At 52.5% G+C, this 23,409-nt stretch carries 22 protein-coding genes, 1 tRNA gene and 2 pseudogenes; 5 read left to right on the top strand and 20 right to left on the bottom strand.

Going from position 1 to position 23,409, the window contains the following annotated elements; all coding sequences use genetic code 11:
- Window positions 1-334: 334 nt before the first annotated feature.
- From torD to torC, 3 genes are read right to left on the bottom strand one after another with little or no spacing between them, the layout of a single operon-like run.
- The gene (gene torD / locus FEM44_RS19855) at window positions 335-934 is read right to left on the bottom strand and encodes a molecular chaperone TorD (protein ID WP_135522866.1); all 600 of its coding nucleotides are present in this window, start codon (window positions 932-934) and stop codon (window positions 335-337) included.
- On the bottom strand, window positions 931-3,477 hold the full coding sequence (torA, locus tag FEM44_RS19850) for a trimethylamine-N-oxide reductase TorA (protein WP_135522867.1): 2,547 nt from the start codon (window positions 3,475-3,477) through the stop codon (window positions 931-933). Before torA ends, torD begins: the two co-directional genes overlap by 4 nt.
- A complete protein-coding gene (gene torC / locus FEM44_RS19845; RefSeq protein WP_135522868.1) occupies window positions 3,477-4,649 on the bottom strand; it encodes a pentaheme c-type cytochrome TorC in 1,173 nt (390 codons plus the stop codon). The genes torA and torC overlap by 1 nt, the downstream gene beginning before the upstream one ends.
- A gap of 129 nt (window positions 4,650-4,778) precedes the next feature.
- On the opposite strand from torC, the gene torR reads away from it, so the two are divergent.
- Window positions 4,779-5,471 (top strand): two-component system response regulator TorR, encoded by a 693-nt coding sequence (gene torR / locus FEM44_RS19840; protein WP_135522869.1) that lies wholly within the window; start codon window positions 4,779-4,781, stop codon window positions 5,469-5,471.
- Here torR and torT read toward each other — a convergent pair.
- On the bottom strand, window positions 5,444-6,472 hold the full coding sequence (gene torT, locus FEM44_RS19835) for a TMAO reductase system periplasmic protein TorT (RefSeq protein WP_135522870.1): 1,029 nt from the start codon (window positions 6,470-6,472) through the stop codon (window positions 5,444-5,446). The genes torR and torT overlap by 28 nt on opposite strands.
- Window positions 6,473-6,554: 82 nt before the next feature.
- On the opposite strand from torT, the gene torS reads away from it, so the two are divergent.
- A complete protein-coding gene (gene torS / locus FEM44_RS19830; protein ID WP_135522871.1) occupies window positions 6,555-9,299 on the top strand; it encodes a TMAO reductase system sensor histidine kinase/response regulator TorS in 2,745 nt (914 codons plus the stop codon).
- A 71-nt stretch (window positions 9,300-9,370) separates the two neighbouring features.
- Complete coding sequence (locus FEM44_RS19825; RefSeq protein ID WP_138159160.1) at window positions 9,371-10,444, top strand: 4Fe-4S binding protein; 1,074 nt, start codon at window positions 9,371-9,373, stop codon at window positions 10,442-10,444.
- 48 nt (window positions 10,445-10,492) lie between these two features.
- On the opposite strand, the gene FEM44_RS19820 is transcribed toward FEM44_RS19825, so the two are convergent.
- The 4 genes and pseudogenes from FEM44_RS19820 to cspG form a co-directional block, all read right to left on the bottom strand.
- Window positions 10,493-10,666: a GnsA/GnsB family addiction module toxin gene (locus FEM44_RS19820; RefSeq protein ID WP_135522873.1), complete on the bottom strand. Its 174-nt coding sequence runs from the start codon at window positions 10,664-10,666 to the stop codon at window positions 10,493-10,495.
- Window positions 10,656-10,883 (bottom strand): annotated as a pseudogene (locus FEM44_RS25320) (protein YmcE). Before FEM44_RS25320 ends, FEM44_RS19820 begins: the two are co-directional and overlap by 11 nt.
- Window positions 10,858-11,046, bottom strand: coding sequence for a cold shock small protein YmcF (gene ymcF / locus FEM44_RS19805; RefSeq protein WP_071524879.1), 189 nt, complete (start codon window positions 11,044-11,046; stop codon window positions 10,858-10,860). The pseudogene FEM44_RS25320 and the gene ymcF overlap by 26 nt, the downstream one beginning before the upstream one ends.
- A gap of 10 nt (window positions 11,047-11,056) precedes the next feature.
- Window positions 11,057-11,269, bottom strand: coding sequence for a cold shock protein CspG (gene cspG, locus FEM44_RS19800; RefSeq protein WP_000066493.1), 213 nt, complete (start codon window positions 11,267-11,269; stop codon window positions 11,057-11,059).
- Between the two features lie 285 nt (window positions 11,270-11,554).
- On the opposite strand from cspG, the gene cspH reads away from it, so the two are divergent.
- Window positions 11,555-11,767 (top strand): cold shock-like protein CspH, encoded by a 213-nt coding sequence (gene cspH, locus FEM44_RS19795; RefSeq protein WP_130205408.1) that lies wholly within the window; start codon window positions 11,555-11,557, stop codon window positions 11,765-11,767.
- Here cspH and FEM44_RS19790 read toward each other — a convergent pair.
- The 10 genes from FEM44_RS19790 to hyaA all read right to left on the bottom strand — a co-directional run bounded on the left by FEM44_RS19790 (window position 11,755) and on the right by hyaA (window position 21,548).
- Window positions 11,755-13,065 carry an AppA family phytase/histidine-type acid phosphatase gene (locus FEM44_RS19790; RefSeq protein ID WP_135522874.1) on the bottom strand — a complete coding sequence of 437 codons (1,311 nt, stop codon included), beginning with the start codon at window positions 13,063-13,065 and terminating at the stop codon, window positions 11,755-11,757. The genes cspH and FEM44_RS19790 overlap by 13 nt on opposite strands.
- Before the next feature lie 80 nt (window positions 13,066-13,145).
- The gene (gene cbdX / locus FEM44_RS19785; protein ID WP_032161491.1) at window positions 13,146-13,238 is read right to left on the bottom strand and encodes a cytochrome bd-II oxidase subunit CbdX; all 93 of its coding nucleotides are present in this window, start codon (window positions 13,236-13,238) and stop codon (window positions 13,146-13,148) included.
- Window positions 13,239-13,250: 12 nt separating this feature from the next.
- A complete protein-coding gene (appB, locus tag FEM44_RS19780) occupies window positions 13,251-14,387 on the bottom strand; it encodes a cytochrome d ubiquinol oxidase subunit II (RefSeq protein WP_135522875.1) in 1,137 nt (378 codons plus the stop codon).
- 11 nt (window positions 14,388-14,398) lie between these two features.
- Entirely contained in the window at window positions 14,399-15,943 is a 1,545-nt protein-coding gene (gene appC, locus FEM44_RS19775; protein WP_135522876.1) for a cytochrome bd-II oxidase subunit 1, read from the bottom strand.
- Window positions 15,944-16,077: 134 nt separating this feature from the next.
- On the bottom strand, window positions 16,078-16,935 hold the full coding sequence (locus FEM44_RS19770) for a hydrogenase expression/formation protein (RefSeq protein WP_135522877.1): 858 nt from the start codon (window positions 16,933-16,935) through the stop codon (window positions 16,078-16,080).
- The gene (gene hyaE / locus FEM44_RS19765) at window positions 16,932-17,330 is read right to left on the bottom strand and encodes a hydrogenase-1 operon protein HyaE (protein WP_135522878.1); all 399 of its coding nucleotides are present in this window, start codon (window positions 17,328-17,330) and stop codon (window positions 16,932-16,934) included. The genes FEM44_RS19770 and hyaE overlap by 4 nt, the downstream gene beginning before the upstream one ends.
- The gene (gene hyaD / locus FEM44_RS19760; RefSeq protein ID WP_135522879.1) at window positions 17,327-17,914 is read right to left on the bottom strand and encodes a hydrogenase 1 maturation protease; all 588 of its coding nucleotides are present in this window, start codon (window positions 17,912-17,914) and stop codon (window positions 17,327-17,329) included. The genes hyaE and hyaD overlap by 4 nt, the downstream gene beginning before the upstream one ends.
- Complete coding sequence (hyaC, locus tag FEM44_RS19755; RefSeq protein WP_001186409.1) at window positions 17,911-18,621, bottom strand: Ni/Fe-hydrogenase b-type cytochrome subunit; 711 nt, start codon at window positions 18,619-18,621, stop codon at window positions 17,911-17,913. The genes hyaD and hyaC overlap by 4 nt, the downstream gene beginning before the upstream one ends.
- A gap of 18 nt (window positions 18,622-18,639) precedes the next feature.
- Window positions 18,640-20,433, bottom strand: a complete 1,794-nt coding sequence (hyaB, locus tag FEM44_RS19750) for a Ni/Fe-hydrogenase large subunit (protein WP_135522880.1) — start codon at window positions 20,431-20,433, stop codon at window positions 18,640-18,642.
- The gene (hyaA, locus tag FEM44_RS19745) at window positions 20,430-21,548 is read right to left on the bottom strand and encodes a hydrogenase 1 small subunit (protein WP_135522881.1); all 1,119 of its coding nucleotides are present in this window, start codon (window positions 21,546-21,548) and stop codon (window positions 20,430-20,432) included. Before hyaA ends, hyaB begins: the two co-directional genes overlap by 4 nt.
- Window positions 21,549-21,952: 404 nt before the next feature.
- On the opposite strand from hyaA, the gene FEM44_RS19735 reads away from it, so the two are divergent.
- Window positions 21,953-22,040: transfer RNA gene (locus tag FEM44_RS19735), tRNA-Ser, on the top strand.
- Window positions 22,041-22,156: 116 nt separating this feature from the next.
- On the opposite strand, the gene FEM44_RS19730 is transcribed toward FEM44_RS19735, so the two are convergent.
- Both FEM44_RS19730 and FEM44_RS26090 read right to left on the bottom strand, forming a co-directional pair.
- A complete protein-coding gene (locus FEM44_RS19730) occupies window positions 22,157-22,762 on the bottom strand; it encodes a tail fiber assembly protein (protein ID WP_135522267.1) in 606 nt (201 codons plus the stop codon).
- A pseudogene (locus tag FEM44_RS26090) lies at window positions 22,759-23,322 on the bottom strand (phage tail protein); the annotation flags it as partial. The gene FEM44_RS19730 and the pseudogene FEM44_RS26090, both read right to left, overlap by 4 nt.
- Window positions 23,323-23,409: the final 87 nt, after the last annotated feature.

Genomic DNA, 23,409 nt, shown 5'->3' with positions numbered 1-23,409 from the left:
CTTAACGCGTCTTATCAGGCCTACAAAGATCACCGTTCCCGTAGGCCGATAAGGCGTTCACGCCGCATCCGGCGACTCTGCCATATTGCCTGATGCGATGCTTAACGCGTCTTATCAGGCCTACAAAGGGCACTGTTCCCGTAGGCCTGATAAGGCGTTCACGCCGCATTCGGCGGCTCTGCCATAATGCCTGATGCGACGCTTAACGCGTCTTATCAGGCCTACAAAGATCACTGTTCCCGTAGGCCGGATAAGGCGTTCACGCCGCATCCGGCGGCTCTGCCATAATGCCTGATGCGACGCTTAACGCGTCTTATCAGGCCTACAAACGACGTTATCTGTTTTGGTGGTCGCACTCCACTAACACCAGCAATAACTGGCTTAGTGCCGCGTAAAAACCAAAGCTGTCATACTGATGGCAACGTGCAGCAAACTCTGGTAACCATTCCCGCAGCGCCGTCAGTGTTTTTTGCCGCAAACTGTCGATTCTTCGCGCAGGAACAGTCCCCTCTCCCAGTGAAAAATGCAGGTGACTCAACAAATCGAGATAGATCGCCAGATGATCTGCCGGTTCGTTGAAATTGCCGCTGGTTTCCATCCCCGCCTCAACTAACAAGCGTTTAATCTCCTGCTCGTCCTGTTTGTAGGCCGAAGCATAAGGCAGCGCCGCTTGTTTGTCGGTCATCAGAAACAGGCCGCAAAAGTCAGCGGCCAGTTCCAGACGAGCATCGTCACGTACTGTCAGAGTGGCAATACGATTTTCCAGCTCATTCACCGCCGCAGTGAGCGGCGGTTCGCTTTTCAGCAACGAAAACCATTCAGCCATCTGCGCACTGGCGATCTGCGTCAGTTGTTCATCGTCCAGTTCACGGGAGGACAACTGCGCCAGCCAGGCGTAGACACAGGCAATCTGTTGTGCTGTTAGCGTGGTCATGATTTCACCTGCGACGCCGGAACATATTCGCACTGCGCCACCATTTCGATGGGGCCGCTAAACGCCGTCACCTGCTCCACTGTTCCGTTGTACTTCTCAATTTCCACCAGCGTAGTGTGCGCACTGGTCGCCTGCGCCAGCTGCGAAGTACCGATGTCGATGGTCAACACGTTGGGGTTACCGTATTTGCACAGCGCACCAGGCTCACCGCCTTTATCTGGATCGTACCATGCCCCTTCGTGAATTCGCGCCACGCCGGGTGCATAACGGTCAGAAACCACTGCTCCAGCCAACACCTGACCACGAGCGTTAAAGACGCGTACCACATCACCGTTACGAATACCGCGCGCGCTGGCATCCTGCGGGCTAATAAATACTGGCTCTTTACCCGCTACCGTATATTGCTGACGCAGCGTTTCTGACTCACATAACTGCGAGTGAAGTCGGAAATCGGGATGCACAGATTGCAGATGCAACGGATACTTCTGCGAGCCTGGCCCACCGTGGGAGCGTTCGATTTTCTCAAACCACATCGGATGCCCCTGACAATCGTCGTAGTTCATATCGGCGATGGTTTTCGAGTAGATCTCAATCAGGCCACTCGGCGTGCCCAGCGGTTCGAGATCCGGATCTTCGCGGAATGCCTGGTGGCGAACAAACATCTGCGGATGGTCAAACTCGACGTACTCTTTGTTATTCCAGAAATCATCAAAAGCTGGCAGATGAACGCCGCGTCCTTTGCCCTGTTGTACACCTTCCTGCCAGATGCGTTTCAGCCAGCCCATTTCGTCCAGCCCTTCGGTAAAGGCTTCTTCGCGATTAAAGCGACGGCACAGCTCGCGGAAGATATCAAAGTCGTTGCGCGCCTCGAACTGCGGCGGCACGACCTGTTTCATGGCGATAATGCCACGGTTGGAGTGGTTGCCGTACTGGTCGAGATCGTTACGCTCAAACTGCGTAGTCGCAGGCAGCACGATATCAGCAAAGCGGCAGGTTGAGGTCCACTGGTTATCTATGGCGATAACCGTTTCCAGCTTGCGCCAGCCTTCAATAATGCGGTTGATCTGCTGATGGCGATGGAACGGGTTAGTTCCGGCAAAAATACACATTTTCAGCGGCGGCAGTTTTACCGATTTACCGTTCCAGTTGATCACTTTCCCCGGTTCGAGGATCGCATCGACAAAACGGGCAATCGGAATGGTGCTGCTGTAACCTTTGTAGTCACTGTTGTCGTGAACAGGCGGAATCGACGTAGAGCCGGAGAAACCACTCAGAATAACGCCTTTACGCCCCGGCGTGCCTGCACCGTTATAGTGCCAGCCAAAACCAAAGCCACCACCTGGCAGGCCAATTTGCCCCAGCATCGCCGCCAGAACGACAATCATCCACGCCCACTGTTCACCGTGCTGCATACGCTGTACGCACCAGCCAGCAATAATCTGCGTTCTGTTCGCCGCCATCTGCCGCGCCAGCCCACGAATAGTTTCGGCATCAATGCCGGTCAGTTTTTCAGCCCATGCGGCATCTTTCGGCTGACCATCTTTCTCGCCCAGCAGATACGGCAGGAACTGCTCAAAACCCACACAGTAGTTAGTGAGGAAGTTTTTGTCGTACAGGTTTTCGCTGTACAGCGTATGCGCCAGCGCCAGTTGCAGCGGCACATCAGTTTGCGGGTTAACCGCAATGTGCTTCACATGCTCGCGTCCCAGATACTCATGGGTGGACGTGACAACCGGATCGATGCTGATGACCTCAATTTCACCAGCGGCGACTTTCGCTTTCAACTGCTCATAATATTCATAAACATCGTGATCCGGGCACCACCAGTTCGCTTGCTGGTTTTTCAGCAAATCGGAGCCCCACAGCACAATGGTTTTGCTGTTCTGCAATACCAGCGGCCAGGAGGTTTGCTGTTCATACACTTCCATTGAGCCAACTACGCGCGGCAAGATCACCTGCGCAGCACCGGTAGAGTAATCTCCGCCCGTACCCACGCTATTACCATGCAAAGCAATAGCTTTCGCCAGCATCCCCGAAGCGTTATGGAACATCCCCGTCGATTGCCAACCACTGGCGGTCAGCAAGGCACTCGGCCCGTGAGTTTTCTGTACGCGTTCCAGTTCTTCATAGAACATGTCGAGGGCTTCATCCCAGCTCACGCGCACAAAACGGTTATCACCGCGCTGGGAGGTGTCGCTCAGATGGCGCTTACGCAGCCAGTCCACGCGTACCATTGGATAACGAATACGCGCCGCGTTGTGTACGTGATCCGGCAATCCGGCGATCATTTTCGACGGATGTTTATCCAGTTCGAACGGTTTTGCCGCCACAAAGCGACCATCCTTCACCGTCGCGCGGATAGCCCCCCAGTGCGACCCGGTAAGAATGCCCTCTTTTGAGATGACAGCCTCAGTCGCCGCTTGCGCCGCAGTCGCACGGCGCGGCGTTAACAGTGACGGACCCAGCATCCCGGCGACAGTTAAGCCGCCGAGTTGTGCCAGAAAACGTCGACGTGATGCCTGAAAGAGATCGTTATTGTTCATTATTTTTCTTCCTTCTTATCGCCGTGAGCCTTACCTGCGGTATCAGACGCATTCATTTGCAGATATTTCAGCAAGGTGCGTTCTTCACGTTTATCGAGGCTGGTAAAGCCAATCATGCCGTTGAGCGTGCCAATCCAGCCGTTAGCGTCAAAGTGAGAGATTTCCGGTGCGCCGTGGCACTGGTTACAGGTGCCGTTGTACAACGAATCCGCATAAGCCCAGATCGGTTTGATATCGTTCACCATGTCGCCTTTCTTCATCCACGCGGTGGCCTGTAACTTGCTCCACTCGGTATTAGTGTCGGCAACGGTGATTTTCTCCAGCGTTTTCACCTGCTGCTGCACATCACCACGAATCGAGGCAACAAAGATGCGTTTGCCTGGGAACTGGGTGAGTACACGCTGACGTCCGGCGCTTTCCGTCCAGCCGGTAATTTCAATTTGCAGCCAGTCGCCGTCACGTTTAAGGACTTTCACTTCCGAAGCAGGCAGCAGTGAACCAGACGCTTCTTTATCGCCTTTCGCCGCATAAATCGGCTTGATATCAATGGAGTACAGTGTGTCGCCACTGTCATTAGCACTGGCACGCAGCTCATCGAACTGCTTACGGAAGCCGCTACTCATATCCGGTAACTGGTGGGCAATACCTTTATGACAGTCGATGCAGGATTGATTATCTTTCGCTGCCACCTTCATCTGACGCGCCGCTTCCGGATGCTGCTTTGCATGATCCATCGCGTCGTAGTTATGGCAGGAGCGGCAGGTTGCCGAGTTGTTTTCTTTCATTCGCGCCCATTCACGCTCGGCAAGTTCCGCGCGTTTGGCTTCGAATTTTTCAGGTGTATCAATGGAGTGGGCAATAAAGGTCTGGTAGATGTCGTTGCTCGCTTCCAGTTTACGCTTCACCATGCCTGGAATATCCGGCGGGATATGACAGTCATGGCATTCAGCTCGCACGCCGGAGGCGTTCTGGAAATGCACCGACTGTTTATATTCTTCATACACCGGTTGCATACTGTGGCAACTGACACAAAATTCGGTTGTGCTGGTGACTTTGATCCCAACGTGTGGCAATACAATCAGCGCAATGCCAATGACAATCCCAATAGCGACCAGCGCCAGTACCGACCAACGAGCACTGGGTCGGCGTAGCGCGCTCCAGAGTTTCCGCATAATAGCCCCTGTAAAATTATGGTTTAGTGAAGCGATCTTAATGAGCAAATATGAACAGCGGCACTGGTCAGGATGAACGGCTTACGGCAGAATATGAACAGATATGAACAGAATGAGTAAAACCCTCTGATGCCACATCACATTGTTATTGTTGAAGATGAACCGGTTACCCAGGCGCGATTACAATCCTACTTCACTCAGGAGGGGTATACCGTTTCCGTTACGGAGAGCGGTGCCGGGCTGCGGGAAATTATGCAGAATCAGCCGGTGGATTTAATTCTGCTGGATATCAACTTGCCCGATGAAAATGGCCTGATGTTAACCCGCGCCCTGCGAGAACGCTCAACGGTGGGGATTATTCTGGTTACCGGACGCAGCGATCGGATTGACCGTATTGTTGGGCTGGAAATGGGCGCAGACGATTACGTCACCAAACCGCTGGAACTGCGCGAACTGGTAGTACGGGTAAAAAATCTGCTCTGGCGAATCGACCTCGCGCGACAAGCTCAACCGCACACTCAGGATAACTGCTATCGCTTTGCCGGTTATTGCCTGAATGTGTCGCGCCATACGCTGGAGCGGGATGGCGAGCCGATTAAACTGACCCGCGCAGAGTATGAAATGCTGGTGGCGTTTGTGACCAATCCCGGCGAAATTCTCAGCCGCGAGCGTCTGCTGCGTATGCTTTCTGCGCGTCGGGTGGAAAACCCTGACCTGCGCACCGTCGATGTGTTAATTCGTCGTTTACGCCATAAACTCAGTGCGGATTTACTGGTGACACAACATGGCGAAGGTTATTTCTTAGCCGCTGATGTGTGCTGATAAAAATAGACCGGACGAAATCCCCCTGGTGACAACGAGCGGCGGATATGTTCGCGGTCGGCATTTTTCGGCGTCAGAACTAAAATCGGTGGGCTAACATTATCAGACACCGATTGCCCCTGTAATTGCCTGATGGCCTGCTCAACCGCCAGTTCCCCCTGCCAGACCATTTGATCGCTGGCAGCCATAATCACTCTTCCCCGCTTTAGTCCGCGATACACCTGATGTGAAAGATAAAACGACACAACGGTCAGCGGTGTTTTCAGGTTACGCCCTTCACCCATTGCCGCCTCTGCCGCAATGGCCGTTCCAGCAACGACGTCGATTTCTGGATGGCGCTCCAGCATTTCCTGCAACAGGTTACGCTGGATTTCAATATCGTTATCGCCAAGCGCAATATCGACAATACGCACCGGGCTTCCGGCAATAGCTGCGCGAAAACCCTCTACCATCTCCTTACTGCCCCCGGCGTTATCGGGGCCGGGCATCAACAGCACGTTGAGTGGTTTGCCGTGGCTCCATTGCACCAGATATCGTCCTGGTTGATAGCCCATCTGAAACCAGGGCACACCAACGCGGCTTTTCACCTGGGGATCATCAATAGCATTTACCAGTTCGATCACCGGCAGACTTGCTACCTGCTTTTGCAGGTCGGGAAATGACGTCGTGCTACTACCGAGCAAAATAGCCTCTGCGCCCCACTGTTTACACTGGTCGATTTGTGCTTGCTGGGTAGCCAACTGGCTGTAGCCGCCAGCCTCCAACACTTTTAAATCCACACCGTAGCGGCGAGCAGCCTCCTGCATACCATAGTTCAACGATAACCAGTATGAATCTTTCAGGCTGGGATAAAGCGCGCACAGTTTCCATGCGCGTTTGGCTTTAAGCGGCGTAGAGGCTTGCACCGTGAAATGCTGCGCATCATGCCAGCGCAACAGGTTATCAGCCGAAAATGCCGGCAACATGAAAAGGGAAAGAAGTAACAATAGCAGTACGCGCATGATAGCCTCATCAATAATAAGGCTTTATGCTAGATGCATTCCACTTTGCGACTCAACCTTTTTCACCTTAAGTACACTGACCGTGAATTTAACCCTGACCCGAAGACTCTGGATGGGCTTTGCCCTGATGGCGCTGTTAACCCTGACCAGTACCCTGGTGGGATGGTACAACCTGCGCTTTATCAGCCAGGTGGAAAAAGATAACACTCAAGCATTGATTCCTACCATGAATATGGCGCGCCAGTTGAGCGAAGCCAGCGCCTGGGAACTTTTCGCCGCGCAAAACCTGACCAGTGCCGATAACGAAAAGATGTGGCAGGCGCAGGGGCGAATGCTCACCGCACAAAGCCTGAAGATTAATGTGTTGCTGCAAGCGTTACGGGAACAAGGTTTTGATACCACCGCTATTGAACAACAGGAGCAGGAGATCTCCCGTTCGTTACGTCAGCAAGGGGAACTGGTGGGACAGCGTTTGCAACTGCGCCAGCAACAACAGCGACTCAGTCAGCAGATAGTCGCCGCCGCCGATGAGATCGCACGCCTGGCGCAAGGTCAGGCGAATAATGCGGCAACCTCCGCCGGAGCGACCCAGGCCGGGATTTACGATTTGATCGAACAACATCAGCGTCAGGCCGCAGAAAGTGCACTCGATCGGCTGATTGATATCGATCTTGAGTATGTTAACCAGATGAATGAACTGCGCCTTAGCGCCCTGCGGGTGCAGCAAATGGTGATGAATCTGGGGCTGGAGCAGATCCAGAAAAATGCACCAACGCTGGAAAAGCAGCTCAATAATGCGGTAAAAATTCTGCAACGTCGGCAAATACGCATTGAAGATCCAGGAATTCGTGCTCAGGTCGCAACAACGTTAACTACCGTTAGCCAATATAGCGATTTGCTGGCGCTGTATCAGCAGGACAGTGAAATCAGCAATCACCTGCAAACTCTCGCCCAAAATAACATCGCCCAGTTCGCGCAGTTTAGTAGCGAAGTCAGCCAACTGGTCGACACCATCGAGCTGCGCAATCAGCACGGACTGGCACATCTGGAAAAAGCCAGTACACGCGGGCAATACAGCCTGTTATTGCTGGGGATGGTTTCACTTTGTGCATTGATTCTAATCCTCTGGCGCGTGGTTTATCGCTCAGTCACGCGCCCTCTTGCCGAACAAACGCAGGCGCTGCAACGCTTGCTGGATGGTGATATCGACTCCCCTTTCCCGGAAACCGCTGGCGTGCGGGAACTGGATACCATCGGGCGGCTGATGGATGCTTTTCGCAGCAGTGTTCATGCGCTTAACCGCCACCGCGAACAACTGGCGGCGCAGGTCAAAGCGCGCACTGCCGAATTGCAGGAACTGGTGGTAGAACACCGCCTGGCACGGGCGGAAGCAGAAAAAGCCAGTCAGGCAAAATCGGCGTTTCTGGCAGCAATGAGCCATGAGATCCGCACTCCGCTGTACGGAATTCTCGGCACCGCGCAGTTGCTGGCAGATAACCCTGCGTTTAACGCCCAGCGTGATGATTTGCGGGCGATTACCGACTCTGGCGAATCATTGCTGACCATCCTCAATGATATTCTCGATTATTCGGCTATCGAAGCAGGTGGCAAGAATGTTTCGGTCAGTGATGAGCCCTTTGAACCGCGCCCACTGCTGGAAAGTACCCTGCAATTAATGAGCGGACGGGTTAAAGGTCGTCCGATTCGACTGGTAACGGAAATTGCCAACGATGTCCCAACCGCGTTAATGGGCGATCCGCGCCGTATTCGCCAGGTTATTACCAATTTGTTGAGTAATGCCCTGCGTTTCACCGATGAGGGGCAGATTATCCTGCGCAGCCGCATTGATGGCGAGCAATGGCTTGTCGAAGTGGAAGACAGCGGCTGTGGTATTGATCCCGCGAAACTGGCTGATATCTTTCAGCCATTTGTTCAGGTGAGCGGCAAGCGCGGCGGCAGTGGACTGGGGCTGACTATCAGTACCAGTCTGGCTCAGGCGATGGGCGGCGAACTGACCGCCACCAGCAGGCCGGGAGCAGGAAGCTGTTTTGGCTTACGGTTACCGTTACGTGTTGCCACTGCGCCTGCACCAAAAATAGTCAATCAGGCGGTGCGTCTGGACGGTTTACGATTACTGTTGATTGAAGATAACCCGCTAACGCAGCGTATTACCATCGAGATACTTAACACCAGTGGCGCTCAGGTCGCAGCCGTAGGAAATGCCGCGCAGGCTTTAGAGACGCTGCAAAATAGTGAACCGTTTGCTGCCGCGCTGGTGGATTTTGATCTGCCAGATATCGACGGCATTACACTTGCCCGGCAACTTTCGCTGCAATATCCGTCGCTGGTTTTGATTGGCTTTAGCGCCCATGTCATCGACGAAACGCTGCGCCAGCGTACCAGTTCGCTATTTCGCGGAATTATCCCTAAACCGGTGTCGCGTGAAGTGCTTGGTCAGTTACTGGCGCACTATCTGCACCTGCAAACACATAACCATCAACCACTGGATGTATCGCAGCTCAATGAAGATGCGCAGTTAATGGGGGTGGAGAAAATCCACGAATGGCTGACATTATTTAAACAACATGCCCTGCCCCTTCTCGATGAAATGGACACTGCACGCGCCAGACACGACAGCGACAAAATCAAACGTGCCGCGCATCAGTTGAAAAGCAGCTGTGCCAGTCTGGGCATGCGCAGTGCCAGTCAGTTGTGCGAACAACTTGAGCTGGAACCATTAACCGCGGTCCTGCCGCGTGAAGAAATTACGCGTAGCATCGCTGCCCTGGAACAGTGGCTGAATAAGAAAGCCCCGAACCCGATGTGAATCAATATCATCCCGTTAAGAAAACTTAGAATAGTGGCATTTGGTATGCAACTTAACGGGCGGGCAAAATTATGACAGAGAAAAAAAGAATCCGCTGGCAACGACGGCCAGGCACGACGGGCGGTAAATTACCGTGGAATGACTGGCGCAATGCCACGACCTGGCGTAAAGCGACGCAATTATTACTGTTGGCAATCAATATTTATATTGCCGTCACCTTTTGGTACTGGGTGCGCTATTACGAAACGGCAGGTAATACGGCATTTGTCGCCAGACCGAGTGGCATTGAAGGTTGGCTGCCGATTGCTGGTCTGATGAATCTGAAATATAGCTTTGAAACAAGCCAGTTACCTTCCGTGCACGCCGCCGCGATGCTGTTGCTGGTCGCTTTTATCATTATCAGCTTACTGCTGAAAAAAGCCTTTTGTTCGTGGCTATGCCCGGTTGGGACGCTTTCTGAATTAATCGGCGATCTCGGGAAAAAACTGTTTGGTCGGCAATTTGCCCTTCCCCGCTGGCTGGATATTCCTCTGCGCGCAGTGAAATATTTGCTGTTGAGTTTTTTTCTCTATATCGCGTTATTGATGCCCGCTCAGGCGATTCACTATTTTATGCTATCGCCTTATAGCGTGGTAATGGACGTTAAAATGCTCGATTTCTTTCGCCATATGGGGAAAGCGACATTAATCAGCGTGACGGCTTTGCTGATTGCCAGCCTATTTATTCGCCATGTCTGGTGTCGTTATCTCTGCCCATATGGCGCGCTGATGGGACTGGTTTCGCTATTATCGCCGTTTAAGATTCGTCGCAATGCCGAAAGCTGTATCGACTGCGGTAAATGTGCGAAAAATTGCCCATCGCGGATCCCGGTCGATAAATTAATTCAGGTTAGAACGGTGGAATGTACCGGTTGTATGACCTGCGTGGAGTCATGTCCGGTCGCTTCAACATTAACTTTTTCGCTGCAAAAACCTGCGGCAAATAAAAAAACCTTTGCATTGTCTGGCTGGTTAATGACGCTACTGGTTCTGGGGATTATGTTTGCGGTGATTGGTTATGCGATGTATGCGGGCGTATGGCAAAGCCCGGTGCCAGAAGAATTGTATCGGCGCTTAATTCCGCAAGCGGCAATGATTGGTCATTAACAAAGCGACAAGCGGAACATCACCTCGCGCGGGGTGATGTTCACAAAATCACATTATTTTGATTTTGACGTCATAACCTTCAAGCCCGGTCATTTTCTCCCGCGCAGTAAAGCGAATTTCAGAGACTTCTTTCCCTGTATTCTTATTCAACTCGGTGATTTTTTGCGCAATAAAGTCGGAGATTTCCGTTTCGGCTTGTTTTTTTAGCTCTTCAATATTCACTGTTAACCTCTTCTGGTCTTAAAAGACAGCAACACGCCAGCAAGGTGTTGGTTCCGATCCCCTGGTCAGGTTAGAAATGTTATAAGCCATCTGCATGAAAGATTCAATAATCAGTAGGTTATCGCTCAATATGCGTACAGGGATAAGTGCAAACAGAAGATATAAAAAAGGCTCCGCGAGGGAGCCTGATACTATTTTGTGAAATCCAGTGGCGCATGGTCAGTGCGTATTTGCAAGGCAACGTTATCAAAGGTGATCATCGTCGATTTACAGAAAATACACTTAGCGCCCAAAGGGTTTCGCTCCGTCACATCGAATGCCGATGTGCGGTACTGTGAACCATGGCAACATGGACAGCGGAAATGGAGATGCTGAGTAATAGCGGCAACCTTAGAGCGTAACAACGTTCGCTGCCGAAGGACCACGTTGCCCCTGCTCAATAGAAAATTCGACTTTCTGATTTTCGTTCAGCGTGCGGAATTCATTGCTCTGGATAGCGGTGAAATGGACGAAAACGTCCTTGCTGCCATCATCAGGAGTGATAAAGCCAAAACCTTTATCTGCGTTAAACCATTTTACTAAACCAGTCATTTTATTAGACATATTTTACTTCCTTCATTTTGGGCCTTTCGGCAAACAGGGCTTTAATACAGAAACTACTTAGTGTTCAGGAGAGAGACTCAAAAGAAGGGGATAATGCCTGATAATGAGAACTGCTTTAGTAAATTACTTTGTATGCTGTCTGTCTTTCAAACCGACGCAGCTATTAACGCATGATAAATAAGATTAAGCAAACTTTATTTTGGCCGTCCAGCGGTCTTAAATAAAACTGGCTTTATTTTATTTAGACCGTATAGTGCAGCGCAGATTTATCAGTAAGGAATTTGTTTGTCCCGTAAAATGACAGGAATTGTCAAAACCTTTGATCGCAAAAGCGGCAAAGGATTCATCATCCCCTCCGACGGTCGTAAAGAAGTCCAGGTCCATATTTCCGCATTCACCCCCCGCGACGCAGAAGTGCTCACCCCAGGGTTACGCGTGGAATTTTGCCGCGTCAATGGCCTGCGTGGCCCCTCAGCGGCAAATGTTTATTTGTCCTGATGTAAACTGCATGCCGGAATGCGCGCTTCATTCACTATTTGCGTAAAATCCGCCAGTGAACACATGCCCTGCGCGTTTCTCTCCTCACATTCTGCCAGTGTCAGTTTTACCTCTCCAGGCGGCGTTTTTAGCGACAACGGAGTTTTGTCACGCATCTGCTGTAGGGTCTGGAATACCAGCGATACCTGAATCCACTGGCTGTTATCACTAAGTCGCCGCCAGCGTTCAAAAACCAGTTCGCCCCCCGGTGGAGTATTATCCGGCTGGCCCGGTAGCGTCCAGTTAAGCTCTAACGCGCCCCCCAGATTCGCCAGGTTGGTATCGTGCCCGGCAATAAACAACAGTGAAGTCGGCAGCGTAATTCCATAGTTCGATTTTTGCGGATTGTTTGGCGTCAGCGCCGTCAGCACTAAATCCAGCAACGGCGTGGCGCGACTACGGGCAACATCTGGTGTCCGTTGCAGCAAATAAAACTGCGCGTTATGCAGACTTAGCAAGGTGTTCCACTGGTGTGAATCAGTAATTCGCCCCCAGCCAGGCTCCGGCATTCCCTGTGCCTGTTGCAGGAGAAATATTTCCGTCAGCATGGATGCGAGGCTTACTGCACCCGTTAATGAGACGTTATCAGCACTCACCTTGAGTTCAGAGGGTAATGCCTGCGTGAACGAACAGTTTTCGTCTTGTTTCTCTCGTTTGAGGCACAGACTTGATTGCGGAAAATTGAGTACCCGCTCCAGTTCGTGAAATGCGGTTTGCCGATGCTCGGTAAACTCCGCTATCGATCCCCCTGCTCTACTGAGAATAGTCGCGGTAACGTTCGTCTTATCCAGTTGGCAAACGCCAGTTTTAAGGGGATTAAACAGGGGATCGGGCCGGGAAGTATCTGGCTGGGTATGTACTGTAATCATGCAGTTGGGTGCCAGCCCGGCAGCAAAGGCTTCACCTGTTTTACGCGTACGTTCATCGACATCCGCAATAATCGCAACCTGATCAGGTTTCGGGCAGCCATTTTTTGCCAGTAAACCGTCAGCGACCAGGCGTTGGCGTTGATAATGCCCAAGATAAGTGACCAGTTCGCCGCCACGCGGGGTCAACCAGCCCAATTTCACCGGCCACTCAGGCCATGTGTCTGGAGTGACATCCTGCATGAGTGACGTGGCTTTGGTGGGCGCACGCACGCCATGACGGCTGACAATCACCACCCGCTCCAGCTTCAGTTCCGGCTCACTCTGAGCGAATGCAGGTGACGAGGTTAACGGAATCAGAAGAGATAAAAATGGGATCAAAATCGCTTTCATCGATATGTTTCCGTTTTTCATATCCGACATGACTGCCTGATGCGACGCGTCGTATCAGGCCTAAGTTCGTTGTACGCCAGTCATCCCTTCAGACGCGGATCCAGCCATACCAACACGACGGTAGAAAGCGAACACATCAACAAAATGCCGACGAACCACAATAGATACCACATTGTTCATGCTCCTTAGTACAGCTCATGATCGTGACGGCGCAGAGTTTCAGTCGTCATACGACCCCACATTTTGTAGTAGCTCCATAGAGTGTAGAGCAACACTATTGGCAAAAATATCAGTACAATTACTAACATAATGCTAAGTGTCAGTTGGCTGGAGGTACTGTCCCACACGGTCAGGCTGGATATCGGACTGATACTCGAAGGCATAACAAAGGGAAATAACGTAACACCAGCAGTGAAAATCACACCAAATTGCATCAATGACGCCATCAGAAATGCCCAACCGGGGCGACCACGATAAATTGCCATCGCCGTCAGTAACGGGCAGAAGAAACCGAGCAGTGGGAAAATCCACAAGGCTGGCGATTCGACGAAGTTATTCATCCAGGCGCCTGGCAGTACCGTCACCATTTTCATCAGTGGATTGGACGGACCGTTGACATCCTGAGCGAGTAACACAAAGCCATCAATACCGACCCACAGCCAGTAACCCGCCAGCAGGAAGCAAAGCATCACCAGCAGCGCGGCGCGTTTGGTCGCCAGTTGTGAACGCAGATGAATAGCGCCAACGGTTTTCAGCTGCAACCAGACGCCCCCTTGCAAAATCACCATGCCCAGACTGAGCAAGCCACACAGTAATGGGAACGGTGTCAGCAATTGCCAGAAAGAACCGAGGTACTCCACGCGTAATTGCGGCGTGAAGACAAACGGCACGCCAAGTAACAAATTGCCGAACGCGATACCGAAGACCACCGGCGGCACCAGACTACCGATGACCAGACTGGCATCCCACATTTTGCGCCAGCGGGCATCCGCTATTTTGCCGCGATAATCAAAAGCCAGCGGGCGAAAGAACAGCGAGCACAGCACCAGAATCATCGCCACGTAAAAGCCAGAAAACGCCGCTGCATAGACTCTGGGCCAGGCGGCAAATAATGCCCCCCCTGCGAGGATCAGCCAGACCTGGTTACCCTCCCAGTGAGCGCCAACGCTGTTGATCACTATCCGGCGTTCATCATCGTCACGCGCCACCAGTGGCAGCAGACAACCGATCCCCATATCAAATCCGTCGGTGACCATAAAGACCACCAGAATGACGCCCATCAGCAGCCACCAGATGAACCGTAATGTTTCATAATCAAACATGATTCTCTCCTTTACCCCTGTTGCTGCGCTGGTTGTTCACTCTGCATCGCACTCGGCCCCAGACGGGCATATTTCTGCATCAGGTAGACTTCGGCGATTAAGAACAGGGTGTAAAGCCCTACGATCATGATCAGAGAGAAGGCCAGTTGGCCCGTGGTTAATGCAGAGTGCGCGGAGTATGTCGGTAAGATGTCCTGAATCGCCCATGGCTGACGACCAAACTCGGTCATAAACCACCCGGCTTCAATGGCAATCCACGGCAGCGGCAAACTCCAGAGCGCCATTTTCAGCACCCAGCGATGTTGTTCGATTTTGCCGCGCAGCGTCTGGACGAGCGCAATCAGCATCACCAGTAACAGCAGCGAACCGCAGCCAACCATGATGCGGAAACTCCAGAATACCGGCGCAACTTGCGGGATTGCGCCACGCATCGCCGCCTGATACTGCGCAGCAGTGACATGATTCATATCCGGTGCATAGCGGGAGAGCAGCATGCCGTAACCGAGATCGCCTTCTAACTCGCGAAACGCCTGTAATACATGGGGCTCACGGTTGCCCTGCGATATCTCCTGCATTAACAGCCAGGCTATGCGTCCCCGTTGCAGTCGTGGGTAGGTTTCGGCCATCAAATTTTTCAGCCCGGGAACAGGTTTATCCAATGAATGAGTGGCGAGGATGCCTAACAGGGCCGGGATTTTAATGGCAAAAGCGTTGCGTTCTTGCTCTTGTTCCGGCCAGGCAACGAGATGGAACGGCGCGGGTGCCGGTTCGGTTTGCCACTCCCCTTCCATCGCCGCCAGTTTTACCGGCTGTACTCGTGCGACTTCATATGCAGAGCTGTCTCCGAGTTGCAGCGCGCCGATTATCGCCAGGGTCCCGAAGACAGAACCGATGGCAAACGAGCGGAGTGCAACGTCGCGCTCCCGCCCACGTAGCAAATACCACGCGCTGATCGCCATAATGAACATCGCCCCGGTCACATAACCTGCCATCACCGTGTGCACAAATTTCACCTGGCTGACAGGGTTAAAGACCAGATCGCTGAAGCTGGTCATCTCCATACGCAGGGTATCGATATCGAAATGCGCCCCGGTCGGGAACTGCATCCAGCCATTGGCATTCAAGATCCACAATGCAGAGATATTTGAACCGAATGCCACCAGCCAGGTGACCAACAGGTGTTGGTATTTATTCAGGCGTTGCCAGCCGAAGAAGAACAGACCGACAAAAGTGGATTCGAGGAAGAAGGCCATTAATGCTTCCATCGCCAACGGTGCGCCGAAAATGTCGCCTACATAGTTGGAATAGAATGACCAGTTAGTACCAAACTGAAACTCCATCGTCAGGCCAGTGGCCACGCCGAGAGCAAAGTTGATACCGAAGAGCTTACCCCAGAAACGCGTCATATCGCGGTAGATTGTTTTGCCGGTAACCACGTAAATAGTTTCCATGATGGCCAGCAAAAAAATCAGCCCCAGGGTAAGGGGCACAAATAAAAAGTGATACAGCGCGGTCAGCGCAAACTGCCAGCGCGATAAGTCAATAACATCCCACATGCTAACTCCTGTAGGCGAAGAGAGGGTAATAACCCTTTAATAGTAGATCCCTCTTTTTATCCTTACAGTTTGTAGGTAGTTGTATTCGCTAATTGCGATATTCACAGGACCGAAAGCGATATTTGCCACCGTTTTTACTGTTGTGCGCTTTCCGCCAGCCACTGACAAACCTCGCCGAGACGCTGCGCAGAGTCCGCCAGATCTTCCGGCGCAGCCAGCACAACTTCGGGTATCGGGCAGATTTCATAACTCTCAAGCAGAGGGCCTTTTAAGGTGTCCATACAGCGTAAATGCCAGACATGGCGTAATCCCGTAGCGTTGATATAGCTCTCGCCATAGCCAATGGTCCGAATCTGAATATTGCCCGGTCCGCAAAGACGCGACAGAAAAAGCCGGTCAGCTTCGCTGATGGGTAACTGCGTCAGGTTAATACTGTGCGGCTGCGCGTCGGGGTTTCGCACATGCGCCAGCAACTCATGGGCCAGCGGTAAGCCATTCATCAGGCCACCGATGGGGGGCGGTAATAGCGAATCTGTCGGCAGCGCGTTTTGCGTTGCCGCCTGCCACAACGCCAGCGGCGCGCAGCCAGCCTCCAGTGTGTCCTCCAGCAACTGTTCGCCGCGACGTCTGCGTACACGCCATAATCCACAGAAGGTAGCCTCCTGAATTTCACTTTCACTGCCGTCAGCATGCTGGATACGCACTGACACTTCCCCTTCCCCAAGCAGCGTATTGATGAAATGACGATCGTCGGCGTTGAGATTTAACAGATCGACTGCCAGCACCTCACCCAGCGGCGGCTGGCGTTCGCTTAGTTGATGTTGTAACTCGTTTAACAGCGCAATCACCTGCGGGCTATGCACACATTGCTCCAGTGCCGCCATACTTGGTTCATCATTCACCTGACAGGTAATCGGCAGTGGATTCATACTGAAACTGTCGTCGCCAGGTTGTGTTCCCGGTCCCAGCAGATGGAAGAAAGTGTCGCTCATGAGGCTCGCTCCTGTTGCGATTCGACAATCCCACGCATCAGGTTTATCAGCTCCGCCCACGGGTGGATGCCGTTCAACACGCCGCGATAGCTACCGCCGGTAAACACCAGGGTGGCGGGAAAGCGAAAAACACCAAAGCGATCGCCAATGGCTTCGCTTTGCTCAAGATCGGCAATCGCCACCTTCCACGCATAGTCTGGAAACTCGCGCAGTAGCTCGCCGATCATTACCGGATTGTCGCTGACTTCAGGCGTCCGTTTTGGGTCACAGCTTAACAACACCACACTGTCTGGCGTTTGCGTAAGCCAGTCATCAAGATGGGATTCACTGACCGGCGTCCAGCCACGCGCCAGCATTCGTTGCCACAACGCATCAAATAGCGTGTCGTTGCTCATCCCTGCTCCTCCAGCGTCATCCGGTACTGGCGCAAGCGAACGCCTTCGTAATTTTCCATCGACAGACAGTCATAATTGAGACAACGAGACTCCTCAGTCGGTTGCGGTACAACTCCCCACTCAGCCAGCTGTACCAGCGCAGCCTGTTCCGCAGCGGGCAGTTGCTCTCGCGCCAGTTCGCTCAGGCTGCCGCCGTAGTCGTCGAGCATTGCCGGTTGCAGCCCGACCAGGGCGATTTGTTCAGGCAAATGACCTCGAATATCCGCCAGCGCCAGCACTTCGGAGAAACTGTTCTGGTGCAGGCTCATTTTCTTCGCGCTGAGATAGGCCGGAATACGTTCTCCGGCATAGGTTCGTAGCGTTCCTGGCTCCAGCCCATAATCAATGGCATCGAGAATCAACAAGTGGCTGGCGCTTTCGACATAGCCCAGCAAGTTCAGCCCCTGAGTACCGCCATCGACAATCTCCACTTCCTCGGGCCAGTGATAATGGGCATACAGCCGTTCTGCCACCCGCACGCCGAAGCCTTCATCGGCCCACAGGAGGTTGCCCAGCCCCATTACCACCACGCGTTGCTCGCTCATGAACGCTCCTTGTTGCTTTTGACTTTAAAAAATTTGTGGCTACGGTAGCCGTTCACCATGGTGGAGATCACCGTGTCATCAGACATGATGTCTTCACGCAGCGCCATGTACACATGACCGATCACAAACGCGCCAATCAGCCACATCCCCAGCCGATGCCAGCTGTGAATGTCCATTGAGTTGCCGCCCGTCCAGTAGAAAAATTCCACCACGTAACGGAACGGTGTGAAGATGGCATACTGACTGTGTTCGCTGAACAGCGCAAAACCGGTGACGATCATAAAAACGGACATCAGGAAATAGCCGAACATCGCGGCCTGGGCAATGGGATTATGACCAATATCAGCACTCGGGCGTTTTGCCAGAAACAGATACCAGCGGATTTCATACCACACGCCCAGCCACCAGCTTTTACGCCACACTGGCACGATGAACAGCTCCCGTGAGTAGCGATTACCCACGAACGCCCAGTAGATCCGCATCAGTAATATCACGGTAAAAATCATCCCGGCACTGAAGTGAATTAACCGGATGTACCCCATGTAGAACAGATAAGTCGCCTCGCCGCTGACCGAAGGCAGCGGTTTGCCAATAAAGTAGCCAGTAACCATCAACACTGCCATGCACAGCACCGTCAGCCAGTGCCAGATCCGCACAGGCGCTTCAAAGACATAGTGGCTGACAACGTTGTCGCTTTTCTGTTGCATGATGATTCTCCTTCGCTGTTAACGCACCTGCACGGAGATCAGCTCGCTACCGTCGTTGCCCAGCACGTGAGTTGAACAGGCGAGGCACGGGTCGAAGCTGTGCAAAGTACGCAGGATTTCCAGCGGCTGTTCAGGAATGGCCATTTGGGTGTTCATCAGCGCCGCTTCATACGCACCAATTTGCCCTTTGGGATCGCGCGGGCTGGCGTTCCAGGTGGTCGGCACCACGCACTGGTAGAGATCGATTTTGCCATCGCGAATGGCGGCCCAGTGGCCTAACGCCCCGCGCGGCGCTTCGGTAAAGCCAACGCCACGGCACTCTTTCGGCCAGGTCGCAGGCTCCCATTTTTCGGTAGAGGCAGTGGCGAGATTGCCGTTTTTCAGGTTGGTCATCAGCTTGTCGAAGAAATACTGCAACTTACCTGCGGCCCACTGCGCTTCGTGCGCGCGGCACAAAATGCGGCCCAACGTTGACTGGATGCCAGAAAGCGGCAGGTTCAGTGCCGACATCATGCGATCGACCGACTCAACGGTTGCCGCATCGCCTTTGTGGTAGGCGATTAACGTGCGCGCCAGTGGCCCCACTTCCATCGCATGACCGCGCCAGCGTGGCGCTTTGATCCACGAGTAGCGTTCCTGTTCATTCAGCTGCTGAATGTTGGTGTCGCTACCTTTAACATCGCCCGGGTTGTACCACGGGTCGGTAATACCATCAAAAGGATGACGCCCAACCTGATCGTTGGGATACCGATACCAGGCGTGATCGACAAACTCCTGCACCTGCTGCGGATCCACTAAATCTACTGGCAACACGTTTTTGAAGTCGCCGTTAATTACTGCGCCGCCAGGCATCAACAAACTTTTCTCACCAAAGTCGTTGGCGATATCGGGGAACGCACCGTAGCTGAGGACGCATTGATCCGAAAGGCCCGTGCCGATTTCGCTCCACGGTTTGTTGAACTGACCTATGGCTAAGGCGTCGGGGATCATCACGTTATTAATGAAGTCCGCCGTGCGGGTGATAATCGACTGCACCAGGTTCAGGCGTTCCATATTAACCGCCCCGACCGCGCCGCTTTCGTCAATGTTAATGGCGCACGGCATCCCGCCGACAATCCAGTTCGGATGTGGGTTTTTACCACCAAAAACTGCGTGAATTTTGACGATCTCCCGCTGGAAATCGAGGGCTTCGAGATAGTGGGCAAAGCCCATCAGGTTGGCCTCTGGCGGCAGTTTGTACTGCGGGTGTCCCCAGTAGCCGTTGCGGAAAATCCCTAACTGCCCGCCTTCAACAAATTTCTTCAGTCGGTTTTGTACGTCGAAGAAATAGCCAGGGGATGATTTTGGCCACGAGGAGAGGCTTTGCGCCAGTTCTGACGTTTTCCGTGGATCGGCTTTCAGCGCATCTAACACATCTATCCAGTCCATCCCGGCGAGCTGATAGAAGTGCACCAGGTGATCGTGGCACCAGAGCGTTGCCAGCATAATATTGCGGATGATATTGGCGTTGTCCGGCACTTTAATACCGATGGCATCTTCGATGGCGTAAACCGAAGCCAGGGCGTGTACGCCGGTGCAAACGCCGCAAATACGTTCAACGAACGCCCACGCATCGCGCGGATCGCGCCCTTGCAGGATGATCTCCAGCCCGCGAAACATCGTGCCGCAGGAGACGGCATTGGTTATCACATTCTGATCGTTGATATTTACTTCGCAGCGCATATGGCCTTCGATGCGCGTGATCGGGTCGACCACCAGGCGGCGTCCGGCATTGTTGATGGTGTATCCCTGAGTTTCGTACTGAGTGCTCATGCCTGTTTATCCTCGTTGCCCGGCTGTTGTTCGGCTTCTGCAAGTTGCTGGTTATGACGTCTGCGCTGGTCAACGGCGCTGGCGACTGCATGTACACTAACAGCCGCAGCCACGACACCAAGCGCGGTTAAGCCCACGGTATCGGCGGTAGAGTGCGTTCCCATCTGCGGAATATCGACCACGCGGCTGTAGAACGAACCGCGATCCCAGAAACCATTTTCAGAACAGCCCAGGCAGCCGTGACCAGACTGGATCGGGAAGGAAACGCCATCGTTCCAGCGGGTAGAGGAACAGGCGTTATACGTAGTTGGCCCTTTGCAGCCCATTTTGTACAGGCAGTAACCTTTACGCGCCGCGTCATCATCCCAACTCTGCACAAACTCTCCGGCGTCGAAGTGGGCGCGGCGATAGCATTTATCGTGGATTCGCTGACCATAGAACATCAGCGGACGCCCCATTCTGTCGACATCCGGCAGGCGATCGAACGTCACCATGTAAGTAATAATGGCGCTCATCACATCCGGGATCGGCGGGCAACCAGGTACTTTGATAATGGGTTTGTCGGTGATGACTTTGTCGATAGGCGTTGCCTGCGTCGGATTGGGCCGCGCGGCCTGCACACAGCCCCAGGACGCACAGGTGCCCCAGGCAATAATTGCACTGGCTCCGGCAGCTGCACGTTTGAGTTTCTCAATAAACGGTCGGCCGCTACTGATACAGAACATCCCCTGCTCGCCCAGCGGCGGGTTACCTTCTACTGCGAGGATATATTTGCCGTTGTATTGCGTGATGATGTCTTCAAAGACTTCCTCTGCCTGGGTGCCTGCGGCAGCCATCAGAGTATCGTCGTAGTCGAGAGAAATAAGGGAAAGAATGACATCCTTCGCCAGTGGGTGAGCGGAGCGGATAAAAGATTCGGTACAGCAGGTGCATTCCAGACCGTGGATCCACACCACCGGAATGCGCGGTTTATTTTCCAGCGCCCAGGCAATCTTTGGTGCCATCCCCGCACCTAACCCCAGCGAGGTTGCAGCCAGACTGCAATATTTGAGAAAGCTGCGCCGGGTGACCCCCTGACGCCGCATGGCCTGGTAAAATGTCTCCTCGTTATTCATATCGCACGTCTCTTCTCCTTGCGACACCAGCAGGACGCCGGGCGCTTATGGTCGGCAAGCGACGTCCCTGTAGCAAGGCAAACCATCGTTTTACGTGAGATGCTGAAAACGAAAGCTCATCCTTCTGCACTGGCGCACGTCGCCAGAAAGTATTGTTAATAAAGCGTAGTGAAACTTTTGCACAAAACAATACAAACAGTGTGGATTTGTCTTTTAGCGATAAAAATGGACCTTATTTTCCTTAAGGTTTGGCGCAGAAGAATTACGAGCCCATTTTTATGGCGATAGAATGTCCAAATTGCTGTTATTTCACGCTATCGACACGCATTTGTCTGTTTTTCAAGCAAACAAACAAATTGGGGGTTTACACGACGCATCGGGATGTTTATAGTTCGCGTCATTCCGGAAGTGTGGCCGAGCGGTTGAAGGCACCGGTCTTGAAAACCGGCGACCCGAAAGGGTTCCAGAGTTCGAATCTCTGCGCTTCCGCCAAATAATCAAGGGGTTACCAAATGGTAGCCCCTTTGCCTTTTGGGCTCTTGGTATAAACTTGGTATACCAATTGGTATATTTTCAGCCTTTAAAACCTGCGATTATCTTTTGGTTTTTTACGCCGTGCCGGATAGCTCACCCGCAATAAGCGGTTTGTCGGGAAATCTCACAGGTAATTCAGATGTGTCCGTCGCTTCAACTTTTTGGGCATACAACATCCACTCCCTGAGTGATTTTTTATCAGCTTCGCTGATAATCCCAAGTGACAGCCACGTTTGCCACAGCTGTGTTTTTTCCATTATCTCCTGAAGTAATTTTTGCTTCTCCCGTTCAGCGTCACGAATTTTCGCCGCCCTTTCGGCCTCGTCGTCTTTTATCCATTTCGCACCATCCCATCGATGGAATTCCCCCTCTGGCGGTAAAGTGGTGATATCATCCGGCAAAGCCCCCGGACGGGAAATGCACAATGTCTTCCCGGTGGCTGTGTCATATACCGTTTTCCCACGGTGATCTTCAACAACTTCCCACTGTTGCTGTGCATCGTTGAAAACGGCAACCTGGCCGGGGCCAGCCTCTGGCGGTTCGATAAGCGTGCAGTTCGCCGGTAATCCTGTATACGGTGGAATATAAACATCTCCCGCGCCTATATACTCTTTTGTATCAGCCCGTAAGTTATAAATTTTCAGTGTCCGGGATTCCGGACTCATTTTGAAATTTGTCATGCCAGCCTCACAATGAAGTTAAACGCGATATTTTTAACTGTATTTTCTGCATTACCCGTCTCATCAACCATAACATCATGACCATGTTCACCCAGCACCACGGTATGGGCGTGTGGGCCTATATTGGTACGATGTGCATGTGTACCGCCACTGCTGGTTGTTATATCCGCTATATATCCTGGCGTATCCCATTTTGTTCCACCGTTCCTTGTTGTTGTTCCAGCCCACACACCATTAACAATATGATTATGCTCTCCACCTGACTCTGTGCTTTTAGAGCCATAATCAAAGGAACTTGTCTCCCTTGAACCCAAATCCGTCGGTATCACCTTTGCTGTATGCTCGTGCCGCTTAACACCGTCCTCTTCAAGGGACAGAACAGCTCGCCCGTCGGGTTTGCCTTTTATTATCCACCCTCGCATATCAGGTATTACACCTGACGGAAATGCAGTTGCCAGTTGTGGATACGCAGATTTATCGAATGGCTGACCCCGCATTAATGCAAATCCTTCCGGGGGAATATCCGCTGGCCATGCAAAAACTATCCCTGCCGGATGAGTACTGACAGATTTCATTTCATCGACCAATTTTCTGGCACTGTCACTGTACTCTTTTGCATCCTCTGAACTTTTCCTGGAATCGTCGGC

It is taken from the genome of Escherichia sp. E4742, assembly GCF_005843885.1.
In the GTDB taxonomy this organism is placed as follows: Bacteria; Pseudomonadota; Gammaproteobacteria; order Enterobacterales; family Enterobacteriaceae; genus Escherichia.
Note: the sequence above shows the minus strand (reverse complement) of the source record. Positions and strands in the feature narration are given on the sequence as shown.

What these genes read in the sequence shown, in the direction of transcription:
- torC (WP_135522868.1), bottom strand. Translation starts at nt 4,649, where the DNA reads ATGCGGAAACTCTGGAGCGCGCTACGCCGACCCAGTGCTCGTTGGTCG.
- hyaE (WP_135522878.1), bottom strand. Translation starts at nt 17,330, where the DNA reads ATGAGCAACGACACGCTATTTGATGCGTTGTGGCAACGAATGCTGGCG.
- cbdX (WP_032161491.1), bottom strand. Translation starts at nt 13,238, where the DNA reads ATGTGGTATCTATTGTGGTTCGTCGGCATTTTGTTGATGTGTTCGCTT.
- FEM44_RS19730 (WP_135522267.1), bottom strand. Translation starts at nt 22,762, where the DNA reads ATGACAAATTTCAAAATGAGTCCGGAATCCCGGACACTGAAAATTTAT.
- torA (WP_135522867.1), bottom strand. Translation starts at nt 3,477, where the DNA reads ATGAACAATAACGATCTCTTTCAGGCATCACGTCGACGTTTTCTGGCA.
- FEM44_RS19790 (WP_135522874.1), bottom strand. Translation starts at nt 13,065, where the DNA reads ATGAAAGCGATTTTGATCCCATTTTTATCTCTTCTGATTCCGTTAACC.
- FEM44_RS19825 (WP_138159160.1), top strand. Translation starts at nt 9,371, where the DNA reads ATGACAGAGAAAAAAAGAATCCGCTGGCAACGACGGCCAGGCACGACG.
- torT (WP_135522870.1), bottom strand. Translation starts at nt 6,472, where the DNA reads ATGCGCGTACTGCTATTGTTACTTCTTTCCCTTTTCATGTTGCCGGCA.
- appB (WP_135522875.1), bottom strand. Translation starts at nt 14,387, where the DNA reads ATGTTTGATTATGAAACATTACGGTTCATCTGGTGGCTGCTGATGGGC.
- hyaA (WP_135522881.1), bottom strand. Translation starts at nt 21,548, where the DNA reads ATGAATAACGAGGAGACATTTTACCAGGCCATGCGGCGTCAGGGGGTC.
- torD (WP_135522866.1), bottom strand. Translation starts at nt 934, where the DNA reads ATGACCACGCTAACAGCACAACAGATTGCCTGTGTCTACGCCTGGCTG.
- hyaC (WP_001186409.1), bottom strand. Translation starts at nt 18,621, where the DNA reads ATGCAACAGAAAAGCGACAACGTTGTCAGCCACTATGTCTTTGAAGCG.
- cspG (WP_000066493.1), bottom strand. Translation starts at nt 11,269, where the DNA reads ATGTCTAATAAAATGACTGGTTTAGTAAAATGGTTTAACGCAGATAAA.
- FEM44_RS19770 (WP_135522877.1), bottom strand. Translation starts at nt 16,935, where the DNA reads ATGAGCGACACTTTCTTCCATCTGCTGGGACCGGGAACACAACCTGGC.
- torR (WP_135522869.1), top strand. Translation starts at nt 4,779, where the DNA reads ATGCCACATCACATTGTTATTGTTGAAGATGAACCGGTTACCCAGGCG.
- hyaD (WP_135522879.1), bottom strand. Translation starts at nt 17,914, where the DNA reads ATGAGCGAGCAACGCGTGGTGGTAATGGGGCTGGGCAACCTCCTGTGG.
- hyaB (WP_135522880.1), bottom strand. Translation starts at nt 20,433, where the DNA reads ATGAGCACTCAGTACGAAACTCAGGGATACACCATCAACAATGCCGGA.
- appC (WP_135522876.1), bottom strand. Translation starts at nt 15,943, where the DNA reads ATGTGGGATGTTATTGACTTATCGCGCTGGCAGTTTGCGCTGACCGCG.